Origin of the sequence: Pseudomonas sp. KBN12P06040, from assembly GCF_037574965.1 — a bacterium.
GTDB classification, from domain to species: Bacteria; Pseudomonadota; Gammaproteobacteria; order Pseudomonadales; family Pseudomonadaceae; genus Pseudomonas; species Pseudomonas aeruginosa.
Map to the genome: position 1 here is coordinate 245519 of NZ_JBBELS010000002.1, position 18200 is coordinate 263718.

General features: G+C 57.9%; 27 protein-coding genes. 3 read left to right on the top strand and 24 right to left on the bottom strand.

Annotation, left to right across the window (positions count from 1 at the left end):
- Positions 1 to 15: 15 nt before the first annotated feature.
- Both VQ067_RS31820 and VQ067_RS31825 read right to left on the bottom strand, forming a co-directional pair.
- On the bottom strand, positions 16 to 507 hold the full coding sequence (locus VQ067_RS31820; protein ID WP_019437736.1) for a hypothetical protein: 492 nt from the start codon (positions 505 to 507) through the stop codon (positions 16 to 18).
- 48 nt (positions 508 to 555) lie between these two features.
- On the bottom strand, positions 556 to 1215 hold the full coding sequence (locus VQ067_RS31825) for a hypothetical protein (RefSeq protein WP_019437735.1): 660 nt from the start codon (positions 1213 to 1215) through the stop codon (positions 556 to 558).
- A 174-nt stretch (positions 1216 to 1389) separates the two neighbouring features.
- Between VQ067_RS31825 and VQ067_RS31830 the strand changes: the two genes are divergently transcribed.
- Positions 1390 to 1941, top strand: coding sequence for a hypothetical protein (locus VQ067_RS31830; RefSeq protein ID WP_043313053.1), 552 nt, complete (start codon positions 1390 to 1392; stop codon positions 1939 to 1941).
- A 255-nt stretch (positions 1942 to 2196) separates the two neighbouring features.
- On the opposite strand, the gene VQ067_RS31835 is transcribed toward VQ067_RS31830, so the two are convergent.
- The 8 genes from VQ067_RS31835 to VQ067_RS31870 form a co-directional block, all read right to left on the bottom strand.
- Entirely contained in the window at positions 2197 to 2574 is a 378-nt protein-coding gene (locus VQ067_RS31835; protein ID WP_023111044.1) for a hypothetical protein, read from the bottom strand.
- Positions 2575 to 2981: 407 nt separating this feature from the next.
- Complete coding sequence (locus tag VQ067_RS31840) at positions 2982 to 3686, bottom strand: hypothetical protein (RefSeq protein ID WP_043313051.1); 705 nt, start codon at positions 3684 to 3686, stop codon at positions 2982 to 2984.
- A gap of 96 nt (positions 3687 to 3782) precedes the next feature.
- Entirely contained in the window at positions 3783 to 4106 is a 324-nt protein-coding gene (locus VQ067_RS31845; RefSeq protein ID WP_043313050.1) for a hypothetical protein, read from the bottom strand.
- 8 nt (positions 4107 to 4114) lie between these two features.
- A complete protein-coding gene (locus VQ067_RS31850) occupies positions 4115 to 4735 on the bottom strand; it encodes a YkgJ family cysteine cluster protein (protein WP_043313048.1) in 621 nt (206 codons plus the stop codon).
- Between the two features lie 66 nt (positions 4736 to 4801).
- Positions 4802 to 5014, bottom strand: a complete 213-nt coding sequence (locus tag VQ067_RS31855) for a hypothetical protein (RefSeq protein WP_043313046.1) — start codon at positions 5012 to 5014, stop codon at positions 4802 to 4804.
- A gap of 132 nt (positions 5015 to 5146) precedes the next feature.
- A complete protein-coding gene (locus VQ067_RS31860; protein ID WP_043313044.1) occupies positions 5147 to 5470 on the bottom strand; it encodes a hypothetical protein in 324 nt (107 codons plus the stop codon).
- Entirely contained in the window at positions 5470 to 5886 is a 417-nt protein-coding gene (locus VQ067_RS31865; protein ID WP_023111049.1) for a hypothetical protein, read from the bottom strand. The genes VQ067_RS31860 and VQ067_RS31865 overlap by 1 nt, the downstream gene beginning before the upstream one ends.
- 314 nt (positions 5887 to 6200) lie before the next feature.
- Positions 6201 to 6425, bottom strand: coding sequence for a hypothetical protein (locus VQ067_RS31870; RefSeq protein ID WP_043313040.1), 225 nt, complete (start codon positions 6423 to 6425; stop codon positions 6201 to 6203).
- 421 nt (positions 6426 to 6846) lie between these two features.
- Here VQ067_RS31870 and VQ067_RS31875 point away from each other — a divergent pair, with 421 nt between their 5' ends.
- Complete coding sequence (locus VQ067_RS31875; protein ID WP_052267637.1) at positions 6847 to 7071, top strand: hypothetical protein; 225 nt, start codon at positions 6847 to 6849, stop codon at positions 7069 to 7071.
- Position 7072: 1 nt separating this feature from the next.
- On the opposite strand, the gene VQ067_RS31880 is transcribed toward VQ067_RS31875, so the two are convergent.
- From VQ067_RS31880 to VQ067_RS31895, 4 genes are all read right to left on the bottom strand, one after another.
- Positions 7073 to 9730 carry a DEAD/DEAH box helicase gene (locus VQ067_RS31880; protein WP_043313038.1) on the bottom strand — a complete coding sequence of 886 codons (2658 nt, stop codon included), beginning with the start codon at positions 9728 to 9730 and terminating at the stop codon, positions 7073 to 7075.
- A 162-nt stretch (positions 9731 to 9892) separates the two neighbouring features.
- The gene (locus tag VQ067_RS31885) at positions 9893 to 10930 is read right to left on the bottom strand and encodes a hypothetical protein (protein WP_228778166.1); all 1038 of its coding nucleotides are present in this window, start codon (positions 10928 to 10930) and stop codon (positions 9893 to 9895) included.
- Positions 10927 to 11376 (bottom strand): hypothetical protein, encoded by a 450-nt coding sequence (locus VQ067_RS31890; RefSeq protein ID WP_043313118.1) that lies wholly within the window; start codon positions 11374 to 11376, stop codon positions 10927 to 10929. Before VQ067_RS31890 ends, VQ067_RS31885 begins: the two co-directional genes overlap by 4 nt.
- An 85-nt stretch (positions 11377 to 11461) precedes the next feature.
- Positions 11462 to 12091, bottom strand: a complete 630-nt coding sequence (locus tag VQ067_RS31895) for a hypothetical protein (RefSeq protein WP_210674567.1) — start codon at positions 12089 to 12091, stop codon at positions 11462 to 11464.
- A gap of 209 nt (positions 12092 to 12300) precedes the next feature.
- Between VQ067_RS31895 and VQ067_RS31900 the strand changes: the two genes are divergently transcribed.
- Positions 12301 to 13806, top strand: a complete 1506-nt coding sequence (locus VQ067_RS31900; RefSeq protein ID WP_043313036.1) for a Fic family protein — start codon at positions 12301 to 12303, stop codon at positions 13804 to 13806.
- Between the two features lie 2 nt (positions 13807 to 13808).
- Here VQ067_RS31900 and VQ067_RS31905 read toward each other — a convergent pair whose 3' ends face one another.
- From VQ067_RS31905 to VQ067_RS31950, 10 genes are all read right to left on the bottom strand, one after another.
- A complete protein-coding gene (locus tag VQ067_RS31905; protein ID WP_044060658.1) occupies positions 13809 to 14357 on the bottom strand; it encodes a hypothetical protein in 549 nt (182 codons plus the stop codon).
- Positions 14358 to 14396: 39 nt separating this feature from the next.
- The gene (locus VQ067_RS31910; protein ID WP_043313034.1) at positions 14397 to 15344 is read right to left on the bottom strand and encodes a hypothetical protein; all 948 of its coding nucleotides are present in this window, start codon (positions 15342 to 15344) and stop codon (positions 14397 to 14399) included.
- An 89-nt stretch (positions 15345 to 15433) separates the two neighbouring features.
- On the bottom strand, positions 15434 to 15682 hold the full coding sequence (locus VQ067_RS31915; protein WP_043313032.1) for a hypothetical protein: 249 nt from the start codon (positions 15680 to 15682) through the stop codon (positions 15434 to 15436).
- 26 nt (positions 15683 to 15708) lie between these two features.
- The gene (locus tag VQ067_RS31920; RefSeq protein WP_043313031.1) at positions 15709 to 15930 is read right to left on the bottom strand and encodes a hypothetical protein; all 222 of its coding nucleotides are present in this window, start codon (positions 15928 to 15930) and stop codon (positions 15709 to 15711) included.
- A gap of 90 nt (positions 15931 to 16020) precedes the next feature.
- Positions 16021 to 16362, bottom strand: coding sequence for a hypothetical protein (locus tag VQ067_RS31925; protein ID WP_010792816.1), 342 nt, complete (start codon positions 16360 to 16362; stop codon positions 16021 to 16023).
- Between the two features lie 18 nt (positions 16363 to 16380).
- Positions 16381 to 16542 (bottom strand): hypothetical protein, encoded by a 162-nt coding sequence (locus VQ067_RS31930; protein WP_019484790.1) that lies wholly within the window; start codon positions 16540 to 16542, stop codon positions 16381 to 16383.
- Between the two features lie 75 nt (positions 16543 to 16617).
- On the bottom strand, positions 16618 to 16986 hold the full coding sequence (locus VQ067_RS31935) for a hypothetical protein (RefSeq protein WP_010792818.1): 369 nt from the start codon (positions 16984 to 16986) through the stop codon (positions 16618 to 16620).
- 23 nt (positions 16987 to 17009) lie between these two features.
- Positions 17010 to 17504, bottom strand: a complete 495-nt coding sequence (locus tag VQ067_RS31940) for a hypothetical protein (RefSeq protein ID WP_021018534.1) — start codon at positions 17502 to 17504, stop codon at positions 17010 to 17012.
- A gap of 3 nt (positions 17505 to 17507) precedes the next feature.
- The gene (locus VQ067_RS31945) at positions 17508 to 17639 is read right to left on the bottom strand and encodes a hypothetical protein (RefSeq protein WP_010792820.1); all 132 of its coding nucleotides are present in this window, start codon (positions 17637 to 17639) and stop codon (positions 17508 to 17510) included.
- Between the two features lie 16 nt (positions 17640 to 17655).
- Positions 17656 to 18147, bottom strand: coding sequence for a hypothetical protein (locus VQ067_RS31950; RefSeq protein WP_021018535.1), 492 nt, complete (start codon positions 18145 to 18147; stop codon positions 17656 to 17658).
- Positions 18148 to 18200: the final 53 nt, after the last annotated feature.

Consider the following 18200-nt stretch of genomic DNA (forward strand, 5'->3'; position numbering starts at 1 on the left):
TTTCAGGCCCCTTACTCAGTCGATGAACCGACGGAACTGAGCCCTTTCCGGATGCTTTGCCATCGGCATAAGGCGATCCGCTTCTGTGGGTTCCTGCAGCTCTCCGTCCCTCAGCACGCAAGTCATGAGACCATCGACCGCATCGCGCAGTACGTCGTTGAGATTTCGCAGGTGTAGTGCTTCTTCCTCATGACCATGAAAGGCCGCTTGTTCGCAAAGGCCTACGAGAAGCATGGAATTCGCGATGAGGGACAGGGCCTCCAGGGACATCTCCAGATTGCGCTGGCAAGCCTGCGATGCGACCACCACACGGTCTGCTTGCGGCAGAACCATGGCAACTGCACCGTTGTTGTACTCGCGGAGCTCCCAGAGACCGCCAGAAAACTTGCCCTCCATCAGCGAATTCATGACCGAATACAGGTTGTTTGCGAAGTTCGAGCTTTGGCGACCGATCTTCAGTTCCAAATGCTGTACAGCATGCTCATTGGGGATTACGCGGTAGGACACGTGGAAGACTCCAGGACGATGAGCCCCGGTCAGCCCGGGGCGTAGGGGTTAGATGGTGCTCGCGACCGGGGTGGCGACCAGTTGGGAGGTGATGATGTAGTGCTGACGATGACCTTCAGCAGTGGGGTCCGGGCTAGAGCCCGCCTCTTCGTAGAGGTTGCGGATTGCCACTTCCTGGGCGGTTCCCTCATCCGCACAGCGCACGTGATAGACAGAATCATCATCATCATCTGCGAGTCTGCAGGTCACGGCATACAGGCTGCCATTCGGGTCCACCTCATGAACGACACTGCGCAGAGGGACGAGTACCGAAGTGGAGGGCTGGATCGAATCATTGAGGGCAGTTGCCAGACGCTCGATGTGCTCGCGGCAGCCGCTTGAAAGTACCTCGATCGGTGAGTCCGGGTTGTCGGTGTTTACGCAGAGCTCCCAGGCAATCCCAAGCCAGGTGCTGGCGCTACTGGCAGCGCGATAGAAATTCTGGTGCTCACTTGGAAGGAGGTTGACCTCCTCTTGGTCATAGATGAGGACATGCTCGTCGTCATAGAGCAGGGCAAGCCCGGGAGCCAGGCCCACGTCGTGTTGAATGCTGCTCAGCAGATCTTGGTCCTGGGCAGGATGGATCGACCTGAACAGGATCGGGGTGGCTGGATCATCAGTGTTCTCCAGCTGGCCAACCTGGCGGGTGAATGAGTTCGTAATCTTCATAGGTGGACACCTGTGGCCGTTGTGTTGATGAGGTCATTACACGGTGGTCAGGGGTGTGCCAGAAGCGGTTCGTGAATTGGAGACGGGTACTTTGGTTGGTACCAGCTATACAGGCGGAATAGCCTCATGGATGCAAGGTCGTCGCGCCTTGCCAATCCCTAATAGGAGGCCTGAATGGCAAAGCCGGAAATCGACTGGTTGGTTTATGTGAATGGCGTGGAGGTAGGGCAGGTCCCCCACGAGGAAATGGAGCAGATCACCGCGACGGTGAAGCGCGACTGGGTGGTGTATGTCTCCCAGGGTGTGGAAGTCCTGAAAACGGCGCTTCGGATGCTGAAGCTCGCAGTGATGTGTGCCCCGGCGGTTGCGTTGCTTCTACTGGTGTTCGACGCTCTTAGCTCGCCAGTTGAATTCGATCGTGACTTCCAGCTGCGATCTCCTCACGAGCTGGTTCTGGCATATGCTGCGTTCGGATACCTGATCGCGGGCGGCACCACGCTGGTCATGCTGGCTATGGGGTGCCGGTTTGGCTTCCAAAACCAGTTTACGGCCCGCGTCGTGCGCTCTACCAGGAGATTCCTGGCGGTACCAGCGGACGGTGAGGTGCAAATAGAAGGGATTCACCGCCATCCACAACCGCCCGTGATGAGTTGGTGGCAGATTCTCCGTGCAGCACTCAAACCGCTGTGCAAGAGAGGGGAGGTGCAACCACCGGCGCAAGGATGATCAAGGCAAAGACACGAAGGCCGGCTTTGCCGGCCTTTTTGATGGGGCTATCTGAGTCGCACCAGGAAGCCTGCGAGGGCGTTATCGATGCAGCTCCTGGCATCTAAGCCGACAGCCATGAACATGCCCGAGAGCCCATCAGGTGCCGCTGCAGCCTCCAGTCGAACACGAAGGAAACCGTCAGAGAACTCAGGTCGATACTTCAGAACCCAATCCAGACGTTCAGTCTCTGACCGTTCGACGCCCAGCGAATGATCAGAACAGCATTTCACCGCGCTCACCTTTTCTTCGGGCTTTCTCTCGAGCCTCTTTCAGCAATTCGTCGGGCCACGGAACCATGCCCGTGACGGTGCATTCTTCTATGGGGGCGATTGCGCCGGCGATACCGGTCAAGGTCACATGCGTTGCCTGCTCGCGAAGGCAGTAACGCATCTTGCCGCCCTGGAAGTCCCTGCAAGAGTCGAAGAGGATCTCGCCAAGGAAGTCGTCACCGAAATCAGGTTTCGATTCCACGCGGCACATGTAGCCGGTTACCCGGTACCGACCTGGTTCCTTGCCGAAACTGTCGGTGCCGTAATTGACAAGAGCCCCTACTTCTGGGGCCAGGATTTCTGCGGGGATAAGGTTCGACATGACAGTAGCTCAATGGTGAATTTGAGCCATGCTCACCCACTCTGCGCGGTGCCACTATCCCCGCCGGCGAGCCCATTCATTAGTCGCTCAAGCGCCTCACGGGTGGCGTCTTCAGCTTGCTCGAGAGCATCCTTGTGGCCCTGCTGATATGCGGTGCGAAGATTCTTTGCACTGAACTCCGGGTCACACCGTAGCTCACGAATGGCTCTACAGAGTTGCTCCCCAAAGCCCTGAACATGGTCCAAGGTCACGGCGGGGAGTGCTGGCGTCTGACGGTGATTCTCGCTTTCCATGGCTTGCCTCTCGGGAGCACGGTAGGAAACGGACGTTTATAGGGCCAGGAGCCCTAGCCTCTATTTCATTCCCTGATCTGGGCCATGAAAAGCGAAAATGGGGGGCGGAAATTCCTAGACTGGGCTGAAGTCTCTGGCTTTCTCGTTCAAGGCCCGTAGCAATTGCTCGCCGGCAGCGTCACCGAAACCCCGCTGTAACCTGGTACCAACAGCTTCGTTCCCAACGAATGCCATTGCCTCCGCCACACGCCTTCCAGCTTCTTGATGGCCGATTAGGAAGTCGACCGCAACCACGAAATGCGAATGTCGATTGCCGCGGCTGTCTTTCGTCTGGTGGCTGTCCCTGGTCACACCATAGACAGTCAGGGAGGGAATGGAGTCTGGGTCAAGCTCTCCATGAACAGCCGTGATCTGAAGTCTGTCGAGCGGGAATGTCTGGATTTCCAGCTGCAGAACGCCATGGTCGACGCTGATATGGTCATACGAACCCTGGGCAAGCCAGTTGTTGAGGAGGGCGGCCTGGCGCTTATATTCCCTTGTTATCTCCATGGCCTTGCCGATCCGGTTGAAGGCAAGCAAGAGGCATATCGCTGCAATGGTGTTCGATATCCAGAAAACGACTGCTGTGGATAGGCTTGCTTCCAGCAGTTGACGACCATCACCGATAACGCACCAGGTCATCCAACCTAAGCAGATCAGGATATCGCCCAGGGCGAAGAATGTGCGTTTGTCGATAGGGGCGTGGAGCTCCCATTGGGTGCGAAGATCAGTACCTTCGAATATCTCGTCCGCCATCAGAGAGCGTCGAAACTTGTGCATGGTGAACCTCATGGACTGTTTGAGTTTCGCCCAGTCTCGGAGGCGGGCTCGCGTGCCAGAAGCCGTAGCCGGCGCTGCAGTCACCGGCTGTGGAATTCACGCAGCTTGGGTCGGCTGGTGTTGGGGAGGGGTGGGTACAGTCTTGAGGCTCTGGCCCTTTTTCGGCGTCAGCGCGCGGACGGTGTTCGTCATTCCGTCGGCCATGTCGATCAGGTAGGTCGTCGAGAAGACACTCACGATCATCCCAACCAAGCCCAGGTGGCGAGCAACAGCGGAGGGAGCCTGGTATCCGATGAACCCCAGCGCGATCGCAGTTGCGGCCAGCGCAAAGGCATACCTGTCGATTTTGCTGCGACGTGCGATCAGTTCGTCCAGACTCCGGGTGCATGTTTGTGGGCGGGCACGGCCAACAGTATCCATACGGTGGTTCATTTCCTGGTTTGGGGATTGGGGAAGTAGTGCCGAACATCTTCCATCGGCGACACGTGCATCACGGACATGTATCCGAACCAAAAGTCATTGAGGTTCAGATTGATCGCCGTCGAGTCGACAGGGGCGATGCGCGTATCGCACATAGCATTGGTGCCCGAAATGGAGAAGTGAAGCCTGCACGCCATGGGCCTGGAGTTGTAGATAGAGCAGGCATTCTGCTTCAGGAAGGGACAGGGTTGCCGGAAGTAACGGTTGGCGAGTTCACCTACCGGCTCCCCGGAGGGAGACTGGGTGCGCTTCCTGCCAGTCGCCTCGGCGATGATGTCGGCCTCAACTTCATGGATGGCCACCGCGATATGGCAGCAGTGGCTGCAGGTCTTCTGGCAGGCCGAATGAGGGCCGATGGCCTCTGCAATCCGATCGCCAAGCTTCCGAAGACGCATGTATTTCGCCTTGAGACTACCCTTCTGATCACCGATTTCAGCCGCCATTTCGCCTGCATTCACTATCCAGGGAGCGTCCCGTGCGATGCGGAAGGCATTTTCCTGGGCAGTCGCCTCCAGTGCCTCTCGCTTCGGCAAGCTGGAAACGTCGATGGTTGAGATCAGTTCATTCATAGGTTCGGATCGGGGAGTTAGATGGCCGACATCATAACGCCAAAGCCCCGAAATCCGAGGGGCTGATCAGCTTTCCGCTTGGTATTGCTGCGGAGAGAGCCCCGTCAGCGCGGTGAATTTGGAGTCGATGCTCACGAGTTGGCGACGCCAGCTCGTCAGGGATAGCTCCAGCGCTTGAATTCCGGGAGTGCGCTCTAGGGCTCTTTGGTCAAGGTCGATGAAAGCGAGGATGCGCTCTCTGGCGCGAAGAAGTTTTTCGATTTGAACAGGGTCTTGCATGAGGGTAGTGCGTTCCTTCGTGGGGAAACTCCATTTGATGGAGATGAGGTAGGCATGAAACGGGCCAAAAGTTCGTTCCGTACTTGAGGCCCAGCTCATGCCCAGTGGCATGGACCATTGAGGGGATGCCAGTCAGGATTGCTGAACGTGGTGCCGCGCGAGATCCCGCTGCTGCCGTACATGCTCGAGCAACTCCGGGCAGACTAAACGCCAGATCGGTGCAACGGCATGACCGGCAGTACAGGCGAGTCCGGTGTCCTCGAATCGGCCGGTGGCCAGGAGCTGCTGTGCCAGGTCTTCGTCGACATCCCAGTTGACGCAGAATTCATCCGTTTTCAACAGGGCATCCGGAATGTTCACAGAGAGTGTGCAGTAGGGAAGGCTTTCCTCATCCCAGACCTGGAGTGCGATGCCGAAATTCTTGTAGAGGTGCGCGGTGAAGGTGAACTCTGCCATCAGTCGAACACCTCTTCAGGTTTCCCGTGGATGATGGGAAGGGCGCTGCCTTCCATCCTGACGGCGGACATCGCCTCGTCCTCATAGCCCCAGATATTGGACTTGTCGGACTGTCGCTGAAAACCGAGCCAGAACACGGGGATCTGGCGGCCGTGTTGGATGTAGTCACGCATCGCTTCAACCAGACTCCGCATGGTTCCGCCGTGGGTAAAACCGTGCCAGCCGTTCCCGAATGTTGCAGGGTGGGTGTAAACCCGGGCTTTGGAGTAGTGGTCGTGAAACCACACTTTGCCGCGCTGGTCGAGCTCCAGTCGGGCAGTGGTGTTGGTCGTATCATCGAAGAAAAAGCGCCGGCCGTGCCGGGCGATGACTTGGATCAGCTGGTTGGCGTGCTCCAGACGTTCTTGCTTGCTCACCTAGTTTCCTCCTTGGGGATAGGGCAGCTGGAGCCGATATCCTCTCGCAGGACTTGGTGTGCCAACAGCATCCAGTGGCGGATAGGCTATGCCTCTTGCCGGCGGGTTCAAGTGAAGTGGAAGGGCTGGAGTTCATCACCTGGGATGAAGGCGATCGACAAAGGCGAGATAGATAGAGAGGGCCGCAGAAAAAGGAAAACCTACCCCTGGCGGGGTAGGTTTAGAGGCATCACAACTTCACCCTGATGGTGCCGGTCCCGAGGGAACTGCACCCAGGAAACCTAGCGCAACAGCCAGGGGCGAGCAGCTTAAGGTCAGCCCTGAGGAGCATACACCGTTTTCTCTTTATTGGATTCAAAAGAGATGCAGGCGAGGTTCCGCTTAGGGATCGAATCACCCGGCTTGTGGTTCAGTGCAGCGAGTCGTTCAGCGTTGCAAGCCTGAGCGAGTGCAGCATCTTCTGCAGCCTTCTCCACTTTTTGGGAGTGAACTGCATAGATCACGAGGCCGATGAGGGCGATCAGGAAAAGGTTTTTCATGAGGAGTCTCCATTCCGAGCAAAGGACGATGAATCCCAGGGCTCGGTTGCCAGGGATCTAAGGCAGATTCCTGGCGCGCGGCCAAAGAATCAGCCGCGAGGGGACTGGCAGTCAGCAGGTTGCATGACTGCGCGTGGTTGTGGTGCCTGGGTGGATCTATCACCAGATTTGCAGAATTCTGCCAACCGAGTGATCCGCTCAAACCCCCTTGAATGCAAGGGCGTAGGAGCGGTGCCTAAAAGCAATTTCAGGCAGTAAACGAGGCGAATTTATCAAGGGTCGGCGAACAGATCAACGTGATTTGCTTGCAAAAGGCCACTACTCGGCCACCTTTCCGAATCAGCCGAGGCTTCTGGCACAATCTGCACCGAGGAATGATGCCGACTCTAGGCAATCAAGCCACCAACAAGGAGTTCAGAACATGGTCGCCATCACCGCGCTGAAGAAGGACGATGTCCTTTACGATGTCGTCTCGCAGAAGGCCGGCAATACCACTCTCCGCCGGCAGGCGGTCTACAGGGTTCTCGTTACCGAGGTGGCTGAAGATCATTCCTATGTCATGGCCCGCTGGAACGGAAACGCGGAGCGAAAGTACCGCGAGGGCCAGGTTAAGAAGTGGCGACGCACCGCTCCCAAGAAGGACTGAGTCAGGCCAAGCCTGAATCTGCAAGCAGCCTGGCCTGCTCCTCTGGCAACGTGCCCTTCTTCAGCTTTTGCTGTTGCCGGTAGAGCCAGGCTCCCACCTTCTCACCGGAAGAGGCTTGGTAGGTAGAGGGCATTGAGCCATGTTCGGCCACGTACGCCGTGGCTAGGGTGAAATGCTTTTCCCAGGCTGCTGCAATCGGGTCCATCTTAAAGCCCAGATCAATCAATGCCTTTGCCCGCGGATCTTCGGGCCGGGATTTCAACCTGGTGCGTTGGTTCGAACACCACGAGCCGAGTTTGTAGCCGGCCGCGGTCACATAAGTGGTCGGAACGTCGCAATGGCCATGAGTGGACTGGAACAGACGGAGTTGCATCAGGCCGTCTTCGAACGCGGCTGACTCCATGTTGAACACGAACCCGAGGCGCTCAAGCCTGGATACGCGGTTCAACTCCAGCTTTCCGGCTTGATAGCGCTGGCGCTGGTAACTCACCCAGGTGCCTAGCGCAAACCCACCGGGGCTCTCGTATTCCAGAGGCGGGCTGGGACTCAACGTGTCCTCAAAGTATTCAAGGAGGGCTTCAAAACCATCCTCCCAGGATGATTCAGCTACAGCCTGCAGGCTGACTCCCACCCCTTCGAGCCGCCGCTTTCTTGCCAAAGTGATTCGGCGCGTTCTCTGGTTCCTCAACCAGTCGGCTAGCTTGATGCCCCGAGATCCCTCTACGGTTTCCGGGACGTTGCTGTGTCCATTCTGCTCGATGAAGGCCTGCAGGGCCTTGAAGTTCTCTTCCCAGAGGTCTTCGTTGACATCAAAAGCGAATCCTTCAGACCGGAGCTGCTCCTCGCGACTATCGGAGAGCCTGCCAGCGCGGTAGGCCTTTCGCTGTTCGCTGCACCAGGTCCCGAGGTTGCGCCCGGTCCCAGTGACGTGGCCGGCTGGGACGTTTGCATGGCCCTGATTCCTCTTGTACTGCCTCAGTTCCTGGAATGCTTCGGCCCAAGACGTGGCGTGTGGATCGAAATCGAATCCGATCGCTTCGAGTTGAACGCGCCGGTCATCTGCCAGAACTCCTTGAGCGTGTAGGGTCCGCTGCTGGGCGCACCAGAGCCCAAGACGGGAGCCATTGGCTGTCACGTACCGCTTAGGCACGGCGCAATGCCCAAACTCCTCCAGATACCGTTGCAGATGACCGAATGAGGTTTCCCAAGACACTGTGAGGCGGTCAACCAGTTGGTGCTGGATGAACTCCTTCACCGCCTCGAGCAGTTCGGCCGGGGCGTGCACCTCCAGCTTGTCGAGCAGGGAGCTGACTGGAGTAATTCCCCACGAATCGGGATCAACCCGCCGGCGGATCTGCACCAGTTCGTCCTTTATCCGGTCATCCAGCTCGGCCACCGTCGAGAGCACTCTCCAGATGTGCTTCATCGAAGATCGCGCAAGGGCCTGTTGGACGGTTTCTCCGTGCCCAAGCTTCAAGCGGACAGGGAGCAGAACATACCCTTTCAGTTTTCCAGGGGCACGACGCAAGGCCCGGCCGAGGGCCTGGACGATATCGGTTGAAGACTCCTTCGGATCGAGGAAGCCGACCATATCAACGACCGGTGCATCGGTCCCTTCGGAAAGGCAACGGGCATTCGAGACGACGCCCATGTCGCATTCTATGAACTGCCTCAAGATCAGGTGACGTTCGCTACCGGCCATCCTGCCGTCGACGTGCCAACCCTGAATACCGGGGGCGAGTCGATCTCCCACCTTGTTCAAGGTGTCACTGAACAGGCGCGACTGTGAAATGAAATTGTGGAACGTGAAGGCCTTGCGGGCTCCGACTTGCTGCATCGCCCTGACCAGTTCTACGGCATGGATTGTAGCGTTGGCCCCTGCCCAGTCTTCCTCCACAACTTCGTACGCATCGCGTAGCTTGGGCCCTGAGTCCCCCACAACGGTGATGATCACCTGGAAATCGCAAATGATCCCGCGGGCGATCGCTTCCTGCATCGAAAGGTGGTAGGCCACCGGGCCGTACACCTCTTCGTTGCACATCGAGTAGACCTCGAAGCCTGCTCGCGCGGTTTCCGGCAGATGCTTTGGCGTCGCGGTGAGGAACAGTCGTTTTCCAATTTTCAGGGTCGAATGGTCATGGAGCGCGAAGGTGAAGCCAGCGTCGACGTAGCCGGCGGTCCTATGCGCCTCATCGAAAATTCCCAGGTCGAAGAGAAACCCGACCGGTAGGCCTGCGGCGAGGGTGGGAACTGAGTGATAGGTGCAGAAGACATAAAGCGGGCCGGTCGACCGCCGCTCGATAAACGTCCCAATAGCCAATGGATCTGTCGTGACCTCTACCGGCAGGTCCACGATGCCCACATCCTCATCCTCACTCTCCGCAACGGATGGGTCGCTGCAGACGCATAGGATGCGATCCAAAGGGAGTTGACCAAGGCTGATCCAGGCGGCCAGTGTCTGGCTGATCAGCGAAAGCGAAGGCAGGAGTACCAGGACACAATCAGCAGCAGTCGCGAACGCCACTGCTTGGCCCAAGCGGGTCTTGCCCGTGCCGCATGCCATGTGAACCTGGGCACGGTTCCCCCGTTGGAATACCTGCAAGGTGCCGTTGAGGCCTTCGTGCTGATGCTCAGCAAGGGAATTGAGATCGAAATGCATGGGAGAGTGTCGGTTACGTGGCCAACAAACTTCCGATTATACGAAACGGAGAGGTACTCGGGGGCTTTGAGCCGGTTGAAGGGGAGTGGGGCCGGTAGCGCCCCACTGGGTTTGCGCGGTGTGAGGCGTTCAGGCTTGCCCGATGCTATTCAGCAGAAGGCATCACACCTTGTCGCGGTGCGCTGCCTTAATGCGGTCCAGATCGGCGTACATATGGTCGAATGCCCTCAACTCATGCTTCCAGAATCCACGTTCATCACAATCAGGTTGATGGCTTTCTGGTTCCAGCTCAATCAGGCGCTCGAACGCTGCACGCCAGCTTTGTCGGTGACTGAGCAGATTGTCGGGGATCAGCAGGACACCGTTCTTTACTTGGGCCGCCAGGTAGAGAGAATGCCGCCCCTCGGGCAGCACTTGGCGACCATAGTCCGTCAGGTGGCAGAAAGAGGCCACCGGGCCGCGGCCGCACTTCGCAACCGGTTCAACGCCTTGAACTGCGTCCGTCGAGATCTCGGCCAGCTGGTGCTGGAGCTGACGGAGCGAGCCGCGGAGCTCATCGATGGTCATTTCCATGCCGCCACACTGCAAGCGTAGATCTTGGTTCTCCTGCTCCAACCCCACCCGTACAGCGTCTTCAGGGAGGCAGTACATGGTACGAACCTCCAGGCCCTCTGCGCGCGCCTTCTCAGCGTCTTCAGTAGTGCAATCTTCCCAAAGCGGGTTGTGCATCTCTCGACACTGGTGAATTGGGGTAGTGGTCGGGGAGCCCAGGAGCGCCAGCAGTTCGGCTTCCCGACGTTGCCAGGCAGCCCGATCGCTGTCGTAGTTAAAGTCAGCCTGGGAGACCTTGAGTTCCAATGCGCGAACGAGTTGTGCCGCATGTTCATAGCGGATGAAGGCGCCTTCACCAGACAAGCGAGCAGTTTCACTTTCTTCGCAAAATTGGTCGAAGCGTGGGAGTGTGGCCAGATCGTAGGAGGCGTCTTCAGCAACCAGGTCCTGGGGGCGCTCCGCGAAAATCATCAGGTGCTCCAGGGCACGATTGAACTCGTGGTCGACGTCGGCTTCCTCGCACTGAGTGGCAGAGTTGAACCATTCCTGGAGCATTTCCTGCATCTCTGCTCGAACCCGAGCAGACCAAGCGCGGGAATCAGCACCAAGCCGGTTGGGAGTAGTCTGGGAGGGAATGTAGGTGTTCACGCCTCGGTCTCCATGGCCTGATCGATGTCTTCCTGGGTAAGAACGTGCTCCTGGACGTTCTCGACAAGACCGAAGTCGGGACGGCAATGCAGGCGCGCCCAAGCTTTGATCGGTTCAAGCAGAGCCTTCAGCTCGGCTTTCGCTTCATCAGAAGGCTCCGGGTAGTCCTCCACCCATTCGCCGCAGTCACTTCCCTCTGCCTCTTCTTGCATGTGAATGAGGACGTCATCGACGTCGGGGACGTAGTCTGCAGGATCGGGATACTGCATTTCGCCGCGGAAGACGGTGGAACCCACCAGCAGGTGGTCGTTGCGCTTGAGGACTTCGGCCAGGGTTTCGTTGTGCCAGGCCTCTCCATTGTTGCTCCAGATGACTTTCCCATCGCGGGGATCGCGGTAGGTCTGGGTCGGAAGGGCTTCGGTTGCCATGAGGGCTTGTTCGGTCATATCCATTCAACTCCGCAAATTCACAAGGTCGAGCGAGTAAACCATCCGGGCTGCCAGGGCTCACTCCAAGTCAGGGCGCTGAAAATCACTCTGCAGGTTGCAAGTACTGGATCTCGTCGGAGGCCAATTCGATGAGGCGGTTTTGAAGTGCAGATGCACTGGCATTGCCCAGTTCGTCTTTGTTGAACAGCACAACGGCGTAGCCCTGTTCACGAAGCATGGAGATGGTCTGCTGGGAGGTATGGAGCACCTCGGCGACGCAGATGCTGACCGATTTGCTGTCGACGACGGCCGGAGTGTCCTCGGTCAGGCCACCATTGCCGATCATGGTGTTGATGGAATCGCTGATCTGGCGACCGAGTTCGCTCTCGGTGACGCTCGGGCTACCTGGTTTGCCATCGTTCACGTCCACGCTGCCATGGATGGTTGCTACGAAGTGCAGTTGGCGGACGCCTTTCTCGTCAGCCACCAGGTCCATGGAGGGTTCAACCACCTTGCTGGCGCTGGGCTCGAGAAGGGAGTCATCAAGGAGCGACTGGATCTGGCCATTTACCCAGGACCAGTAGCCGCTGGTGGTGTCGTCTGCTACGACGGCGTTGCGCCAGTCTTCACGGGTGAACGTCGGGTGTTGGCCGCCGCCGGCGGGGCTGTATTTCTGCTCGAGCTGATCGGCGGACAGGTGGATGTCTTGGTCGGTGGTGTTGCGCAGTTGCATGATGAAAACCTCATTCGTGGTTGATGAGGCATATCGTCAGCGGGTGAGGGATGTGGCAGAAGCGACGGAGGGTAAGATTTTCGTTACCCCTGTTTCGGATTGAAGCTGGCAGGTAAAGAAAAAATCGGCATACTCCCCAGAACTAAAGATTTTCTTGGCCGAGTGAAGAAAAACTTGGGAACCAGGGTGGAAATGTAAGGAATTCCAGGATGCAGGCAGCAGGATACGCACTTCTTCACGAGCGGCTGGCGCTCTCGGCTGTACCACTAAGTCTTCCAGCCATTGTACAGCCTGTGACTCGTCTTGAGCGCATCGGCCAAACCCTGGCCGTACCGCCTGCCATCGCACCAGCCCCGGAGGACATACTGGGGAATGTGCTGTTTGCCCTAAAGCATGAGGGCATCAACCTTTCGATTCTCGCACAAACGCTCCCGCGGATTCCGGTTGAAGAGTTTGAGCGGGCGCTACAGGCCGCACCCAACGGGATCTATATCAGAAAGGCCAGCTTCTTGAGAGAAGCCTTCACCGGCGAGCAACTGGCCCAGCATTCCCCCGTCCGCGGGCCCTTCGTCCACTTGTTCGATCCGGAGCGCTACATCACAAGGCCGGGCAATCGGAACTCGAAGTGGCGAGTTGAATTCAATGGCCTTGGCGATCTCACCTACTGCGCCACCGTGGAGCGGACGCCTGCCATAACCGAGCTGCTCGAGCACGATATTCTTGGCCGCGCGAAAGCTTTCATGGAGTCTCTTCCGCCGGGAATGATGGATCGCGCCATCAACTGGGCCTACCTGAGCGAGACGAAGGACAGTTTCGCGATCGAGCGTGAGGCTCCAACGGAAGACAAGTCACGGCGCTTTATCCAACTGCTGCGCCAGGCCCATGAGCGCCAACCGCTGACTGAGGAATACCTGGTTGGGCTCCAAAACGCGACAGTCGCAAATCCTTACGATCTTGCCGCTGCCTTCCGGCATGAACAGAACCACCTCGCTGGCGCTCTTCAAGGTGCTGCAGGGGTGACATATGTGCCGCCGCCACCTGAGCTCTGCAGGGAACTGATGGAGAGCCTGATGGGGTTTGCCAACGAGGCCCCCATGCAGATCGATCCACTTGTTGCCGCGGGAATCATCTCCTTCGGTTTCGTATTCCTGCATCCATTCATGGACGGCAATGGCCGGCTTTCTCGTTTCCTCATCCACCAAGCGCTTTGCCGTGCCGGCGCGCTGGAGAATGGTCTACTGCTGCCTGTGTCCGTGGCCATGAAGCGAGAAGAGCGCATGTACCTGGAAGCGCTACAGACGTTCTCGCGCCCGGTACGAGACTTCTGGGATGTGCAGTGGATCGACTATGGCCAACTAGCCTTCCAGTTCCGCGGGCACCCGGCGGTATACCGCTTCTGGGATGCTACGCCTTGCGTGACCTTCACTATGGTAATGGCCAGACATGCATTGGAGGTTGAGCTAAGGGAGGAAACTGCGTTCTTGGAGTGCTTTGACGCTGTCTATAGGGCCGTAGACGAGCGATTTGATGTTCGCGGCAGTGAGTTGGCACAGCTGGTAATGATGTGCCTGACCAACCAGGGGATCGTTTCGAAAAACCGGCGAAAGCAGTTCCAGTACACGGTGCCTGAGGAGGTGTTCGAGTTCATCGAGCAGGTCGCCCAGCAGGTACTGGGCGACCAACGCAACGAGGGCAACGTTGGGGAAGGCGAGTAGGGTTAACCCTTCCGGAGACCATGCTCCGGGTGCCGGCTGCATTTGCAATTGTCCATGTAGAGCTTCACTGCGTCTTCGTTGGACATTTCGGCTGGCGCTTTCTGCAGGGTCTTGTCCTTCAGGATGCAGAGGCAACCACTTTCGAAGTAGTCGCGCATCTGTGCGTCATTCTCATCCCATGCCGTGATGTAAACGCCAGCCAGCTTCACCAGGTAGGTCAACTGCCGGTTAGCTGATCCTGCACGGCCAGCATGAGCCTCCGCCGGTTCATCTCCACGGCGAGGAGTGATGGTGGCCAGCGAGTATTCGAAGGTGTTGTCGCAGCGGCTCAGGAAGTCGTAAGCCTCTTCCGGAGCGTCTTCACTCACTTTGCGCTTCAATTCGCGCACCTCCCGCAAGGCTTGCTCCATCGCGGAGTGCGCTTGCAGGGCCTCATCGTCGACCAGCGCCAGCCAATCGCCGGCACGGGGTTTGGCCAGTGCCTCCGACAGCACCTTGGCTGCATGCGTGGAAACGGTGCTGACGAGACGGACAACTTCGTGGAATTCCATTTGATGATCCTGATCTAGTAGTTCGGACAAGTCATATCGTCAGGCTACCAGAGGTGTGCCAGCATCCCTGCGGCGACGATAGACCTTCTTTTTCGGGTCAGGTATCGACCACCCCCCAGGGATCAGCGCGCGAAGGTCATAGCCCATCATGAAGAGCCCTGCTTCTAAGGCATGGCACCGGTGAGCCAGGGAACTGTCCTCACCTTTGAACAAGGTAGTCCGCTCGAGCACGGCTCGCATGATCCAGCCCAGGATCAGCTGGCGCTGCGCCCAAATGTGAGGGCTTTGGTAGAGGAGCTGGGGAGTCCCGTTGTAACCGCGCCCGAGCATTGCGGGATTGCGGATCTGTCGAATCCTGTCAGATTCTGGATCGTCGAGCCCCGGTCCCCAGCCGAACATCCGGTGCGAAGCCTGGCCGGCGGCCCGAGCCTCTGACGAACCCCTATACAGGTGGTAGAGCATAGCGATCGCCGCCCCGACTCTTCCGTCATAGATGGGGGAACCATCCGTATCCAAAAGCGCATGGACTTTAGTCAGGCCCGAGTTGAATCTGCTGAACCGTTGTTTGGTGAGATCTGAAAGCTTCTGAGTGCCTGCAGGGCTCAAAAGGGGTTGCCGGTCGGTCAGGTACTTGACCAATTGGCCATTCTGGCTGAGTTCCAGGAGAAAGCCCTTCGAAGACGGCACATTCCCCCAATCGAGAATGGCGGCACAGGCGCTGAACGTATCGTCCTGGTCTTCGGCCTGTACTGCCGATCTGAGGTCTTCCCGAAGAGCATCCAGCCGGACTTTGACTGTTGCCCATTTGCCCTTCCATTGGTATTGGCCCTGTACGGCTTCGATGCCTTGAACTTGCACATCTAGCCCCCTGGGAACGAACTGACTGGGAAGGCACTTGAGGTGTACTTGGAGAGTGGGTAGGTGGTTGGTCAGCCAGCGGACAAATTGTTCGACATCTGGCTGGGCGAGGAAGTGTTCCCTTTCCATGATGGCTCCTGAGGGATGGAGCCATCGAGGATACGACCACCACTACCTAACTGCGAGTGGCTAACGTACGCCGGCGGCAATGAAAGATGTCATGGCTGGGTAAGCCTGGCTTCAAGTACATCGGCCGCGACCAACATCGCCGTCTTGGCATCCCCCATATTCCGATGGGCCAAGCTGCCGAGGGCCAGGTGGAGAGGTCTGCCTTTGAAGTCTGCCGGCGTGCGATTCTGGATTGCGTCGGCGGCCAGGACCATGACGGTCTGACAGTCGCCGATGCTTTTCCTGGCCAACCGGCGTAGCTCGTCGGTCAATGGCCGACCGTTGAACTCTTCCATCATGCTCAACTCCTTCCTGCAGTCTGCCGCTACTTGAAATCTTCGCGGTAAGGTTGTTTTTGGGTCGGGAAGGGAAGGCCCTTCTTCTTAAGCCGGGAGCGAACTGCCTGAGCCTTCTTGGTGGCCTTCTCCCGGCTCTCCGCCGGGATCTGGTACACCTCGCTGAATTCGTAGTCAGAATCCTCTGGCCTTCCACCTGTGGTCCAACTACCAACAGGGAAGCGGGCAACAGTCCAGAGCCTGGTTTCCATGTGAGTCTCCTTGTGATTTTTTGTTTTGACAGCGGATTGGAACGCTGCGCCCATGATCTTGCTGGTCGAACGGTGCCACAACCATCGTTCTTAGTAGAACTCGACCTTCCCGTCAGCGCTCCGGCGCTCTCCAGAATGAGTCTCTCGATGCCAACCTTCGGGCCTGGTCTCGTAGTCATCCCAGTCCTCTAGGGCGCAGAGGGTAGCCATCAGGTCGGAATAGCACCAACGCCTTGAATAGCTCGTTACGGTGACGTCGGCCACGATGGCGTAGGTGAACATGAACTTGATAACGCCGGCGACGCGCCCGCAAGGGAATCTCTTGGTGTCCAAGAAGTAGCCGCTGGCCTTCATGTCGGCCAGTTCGTCATCACTGGGTGGCGGCAGGCTGGTCGGGTGGCTTCCCAGGACAGTTTTCTGTTGAGGGCGCATGATGCAGCTGATCCTTGCTCAAAGCTCGAGGGCGCGGCGCGCATTCTGAAGGCTGCACCCCGTCTCAGCACGGAAAGCCTTGATAGCGTCAATCACCTTTCCGTTGGCGATAAGCGCCTTGCACTGTTCCATCAGGCTTTTGGGAACGCTGATCCCTGCATAGGTGGTTTCGTTGATCATCGTTAGACCTCTGTTCTGGTAGGTAGCTATGTCGAATTTGTACTGCCGGCCAGACTGTGCCACCAGGTACGAGGATCAGAAGCTCGCCAGTACGCTGCGAGCTCGAGGCTCATCAGCACCTGTGCGGCGCATGTAGGCATGCAGCGCGCGCTCATGGCCTTCCTCGGCAACCAGGCGTTTCGCCAGCCGCCGCGCGAGTGGCTCTGTCGCCGCGGTGCGCAGGTCAGCAAGCCAGGGGCGCTTGTCCCAGCTGGCAGCGTATCCAGAATGCGCATCGATGATGGTCAAGGCTGCAGCTTCGATTGCCTGGCTGTCATCAGCCACGAATGCTTGGCTTGCAGCCTGAATCCAGCCTTCAGGCAAGGCAGGTACTGTGGCGCGCTGAGTCTCGGCCGTCTTGAGTGCGACCGCCAGGGCCGCTTTGAGATTGAGGTTCGCATCCATGAGTTCAGTTTCCAAAATGGAGATCAGAGGGCTTCTGCGTCTGCCACTGCTTTGCACTTACGTGCGGCAGGGGCGAGGACCTTCTCGATGATGCGGCCAGAACCATCCTGCCAGTCCCTGAAATTCAGGTCAGGGTCCAGACGAGCCAGAATCTTGGCCGCCGCGGTACAAGCCTTTACCACCTTGTCGTAGTCCGAGGCTTTCACACACTCCAGGTCTTCTTGTCCCGGCCGGAACACTTTAAGGCGCGCGGCACGCCGAGAGCTGGTTTCTCCTTCACGCTCCGTGACTACACGGCAGCGCCGGGCAGCATCAGCGAGTGCCCGCTCAATGCTGTATCCGGTGGTGCCTTCCTCCCAATCCTTGAATGCCAGGGTGGGATCGATTCTCTTAAACGCCGCGACCGCATCTGCGCAGGCCTTCACGTTGAAATCGAAATTGTCGGAGGGAACACAAACCAATTCTGCCGAGCCTGCACTCACCTCAAGCCGGCGCGCTTTCTCTACTTTCCGAGCCATCAATTAATCCTCGGTATCCGTCCATGTGGATGCCAGTTCATCGTCCTGGGCATCAAGGGCTTCTTCGTCAGCGTCGATTTCCGAAGGATTGTCGTCCATCCGGTCAAGCGACAGATCATCATCGTCAACGAGCATTGAGGGCCTCTACGATTTACCGAGCCGACTGGGCATGCTTTAACGCTTCGATTTCAACGAGGCGCTCGGCTTCCTGGTACTCAGAGCCACTACTGGCATATTCCGCGCAGATGCGGGCCAAATCTCTGAACTTGCCGCTCTCAGGGAGGCAGCCAAGCTGTCGCCAGTGCAGCACCTCGCCGGCGAGAACTGCGAGATTGATGTGCGCTACACCCTGCGCGCGCTTCTTCGACTCAGCTTTCAAGGCTGTCTGCAACTCGTCGACGATCGCTTGGTTGTCCAGCAAGGTGAATTGCCGGCCAACGTATGCCTTGATGATGTCCTCGGAACTGGGCATCAGGCCCTTGTTGATGTTCACGTTGCACCGGCCAGCAATCTGGGCGGTACCGTTGAAGAACACGACTTTGGCGATCACGTCGTCGCCCTGGTAGTCCTCTGCCAGGGTTCCATAGGCGAAGCGGTGGCCATCCAGGGGTGCCTGTACCGAATGGAAAATGCTGATGTGCATGGTTTGTCTCCGAATGCTGGGTTTGGCCAGGCCGGTTCTAGACCTAGACCGGA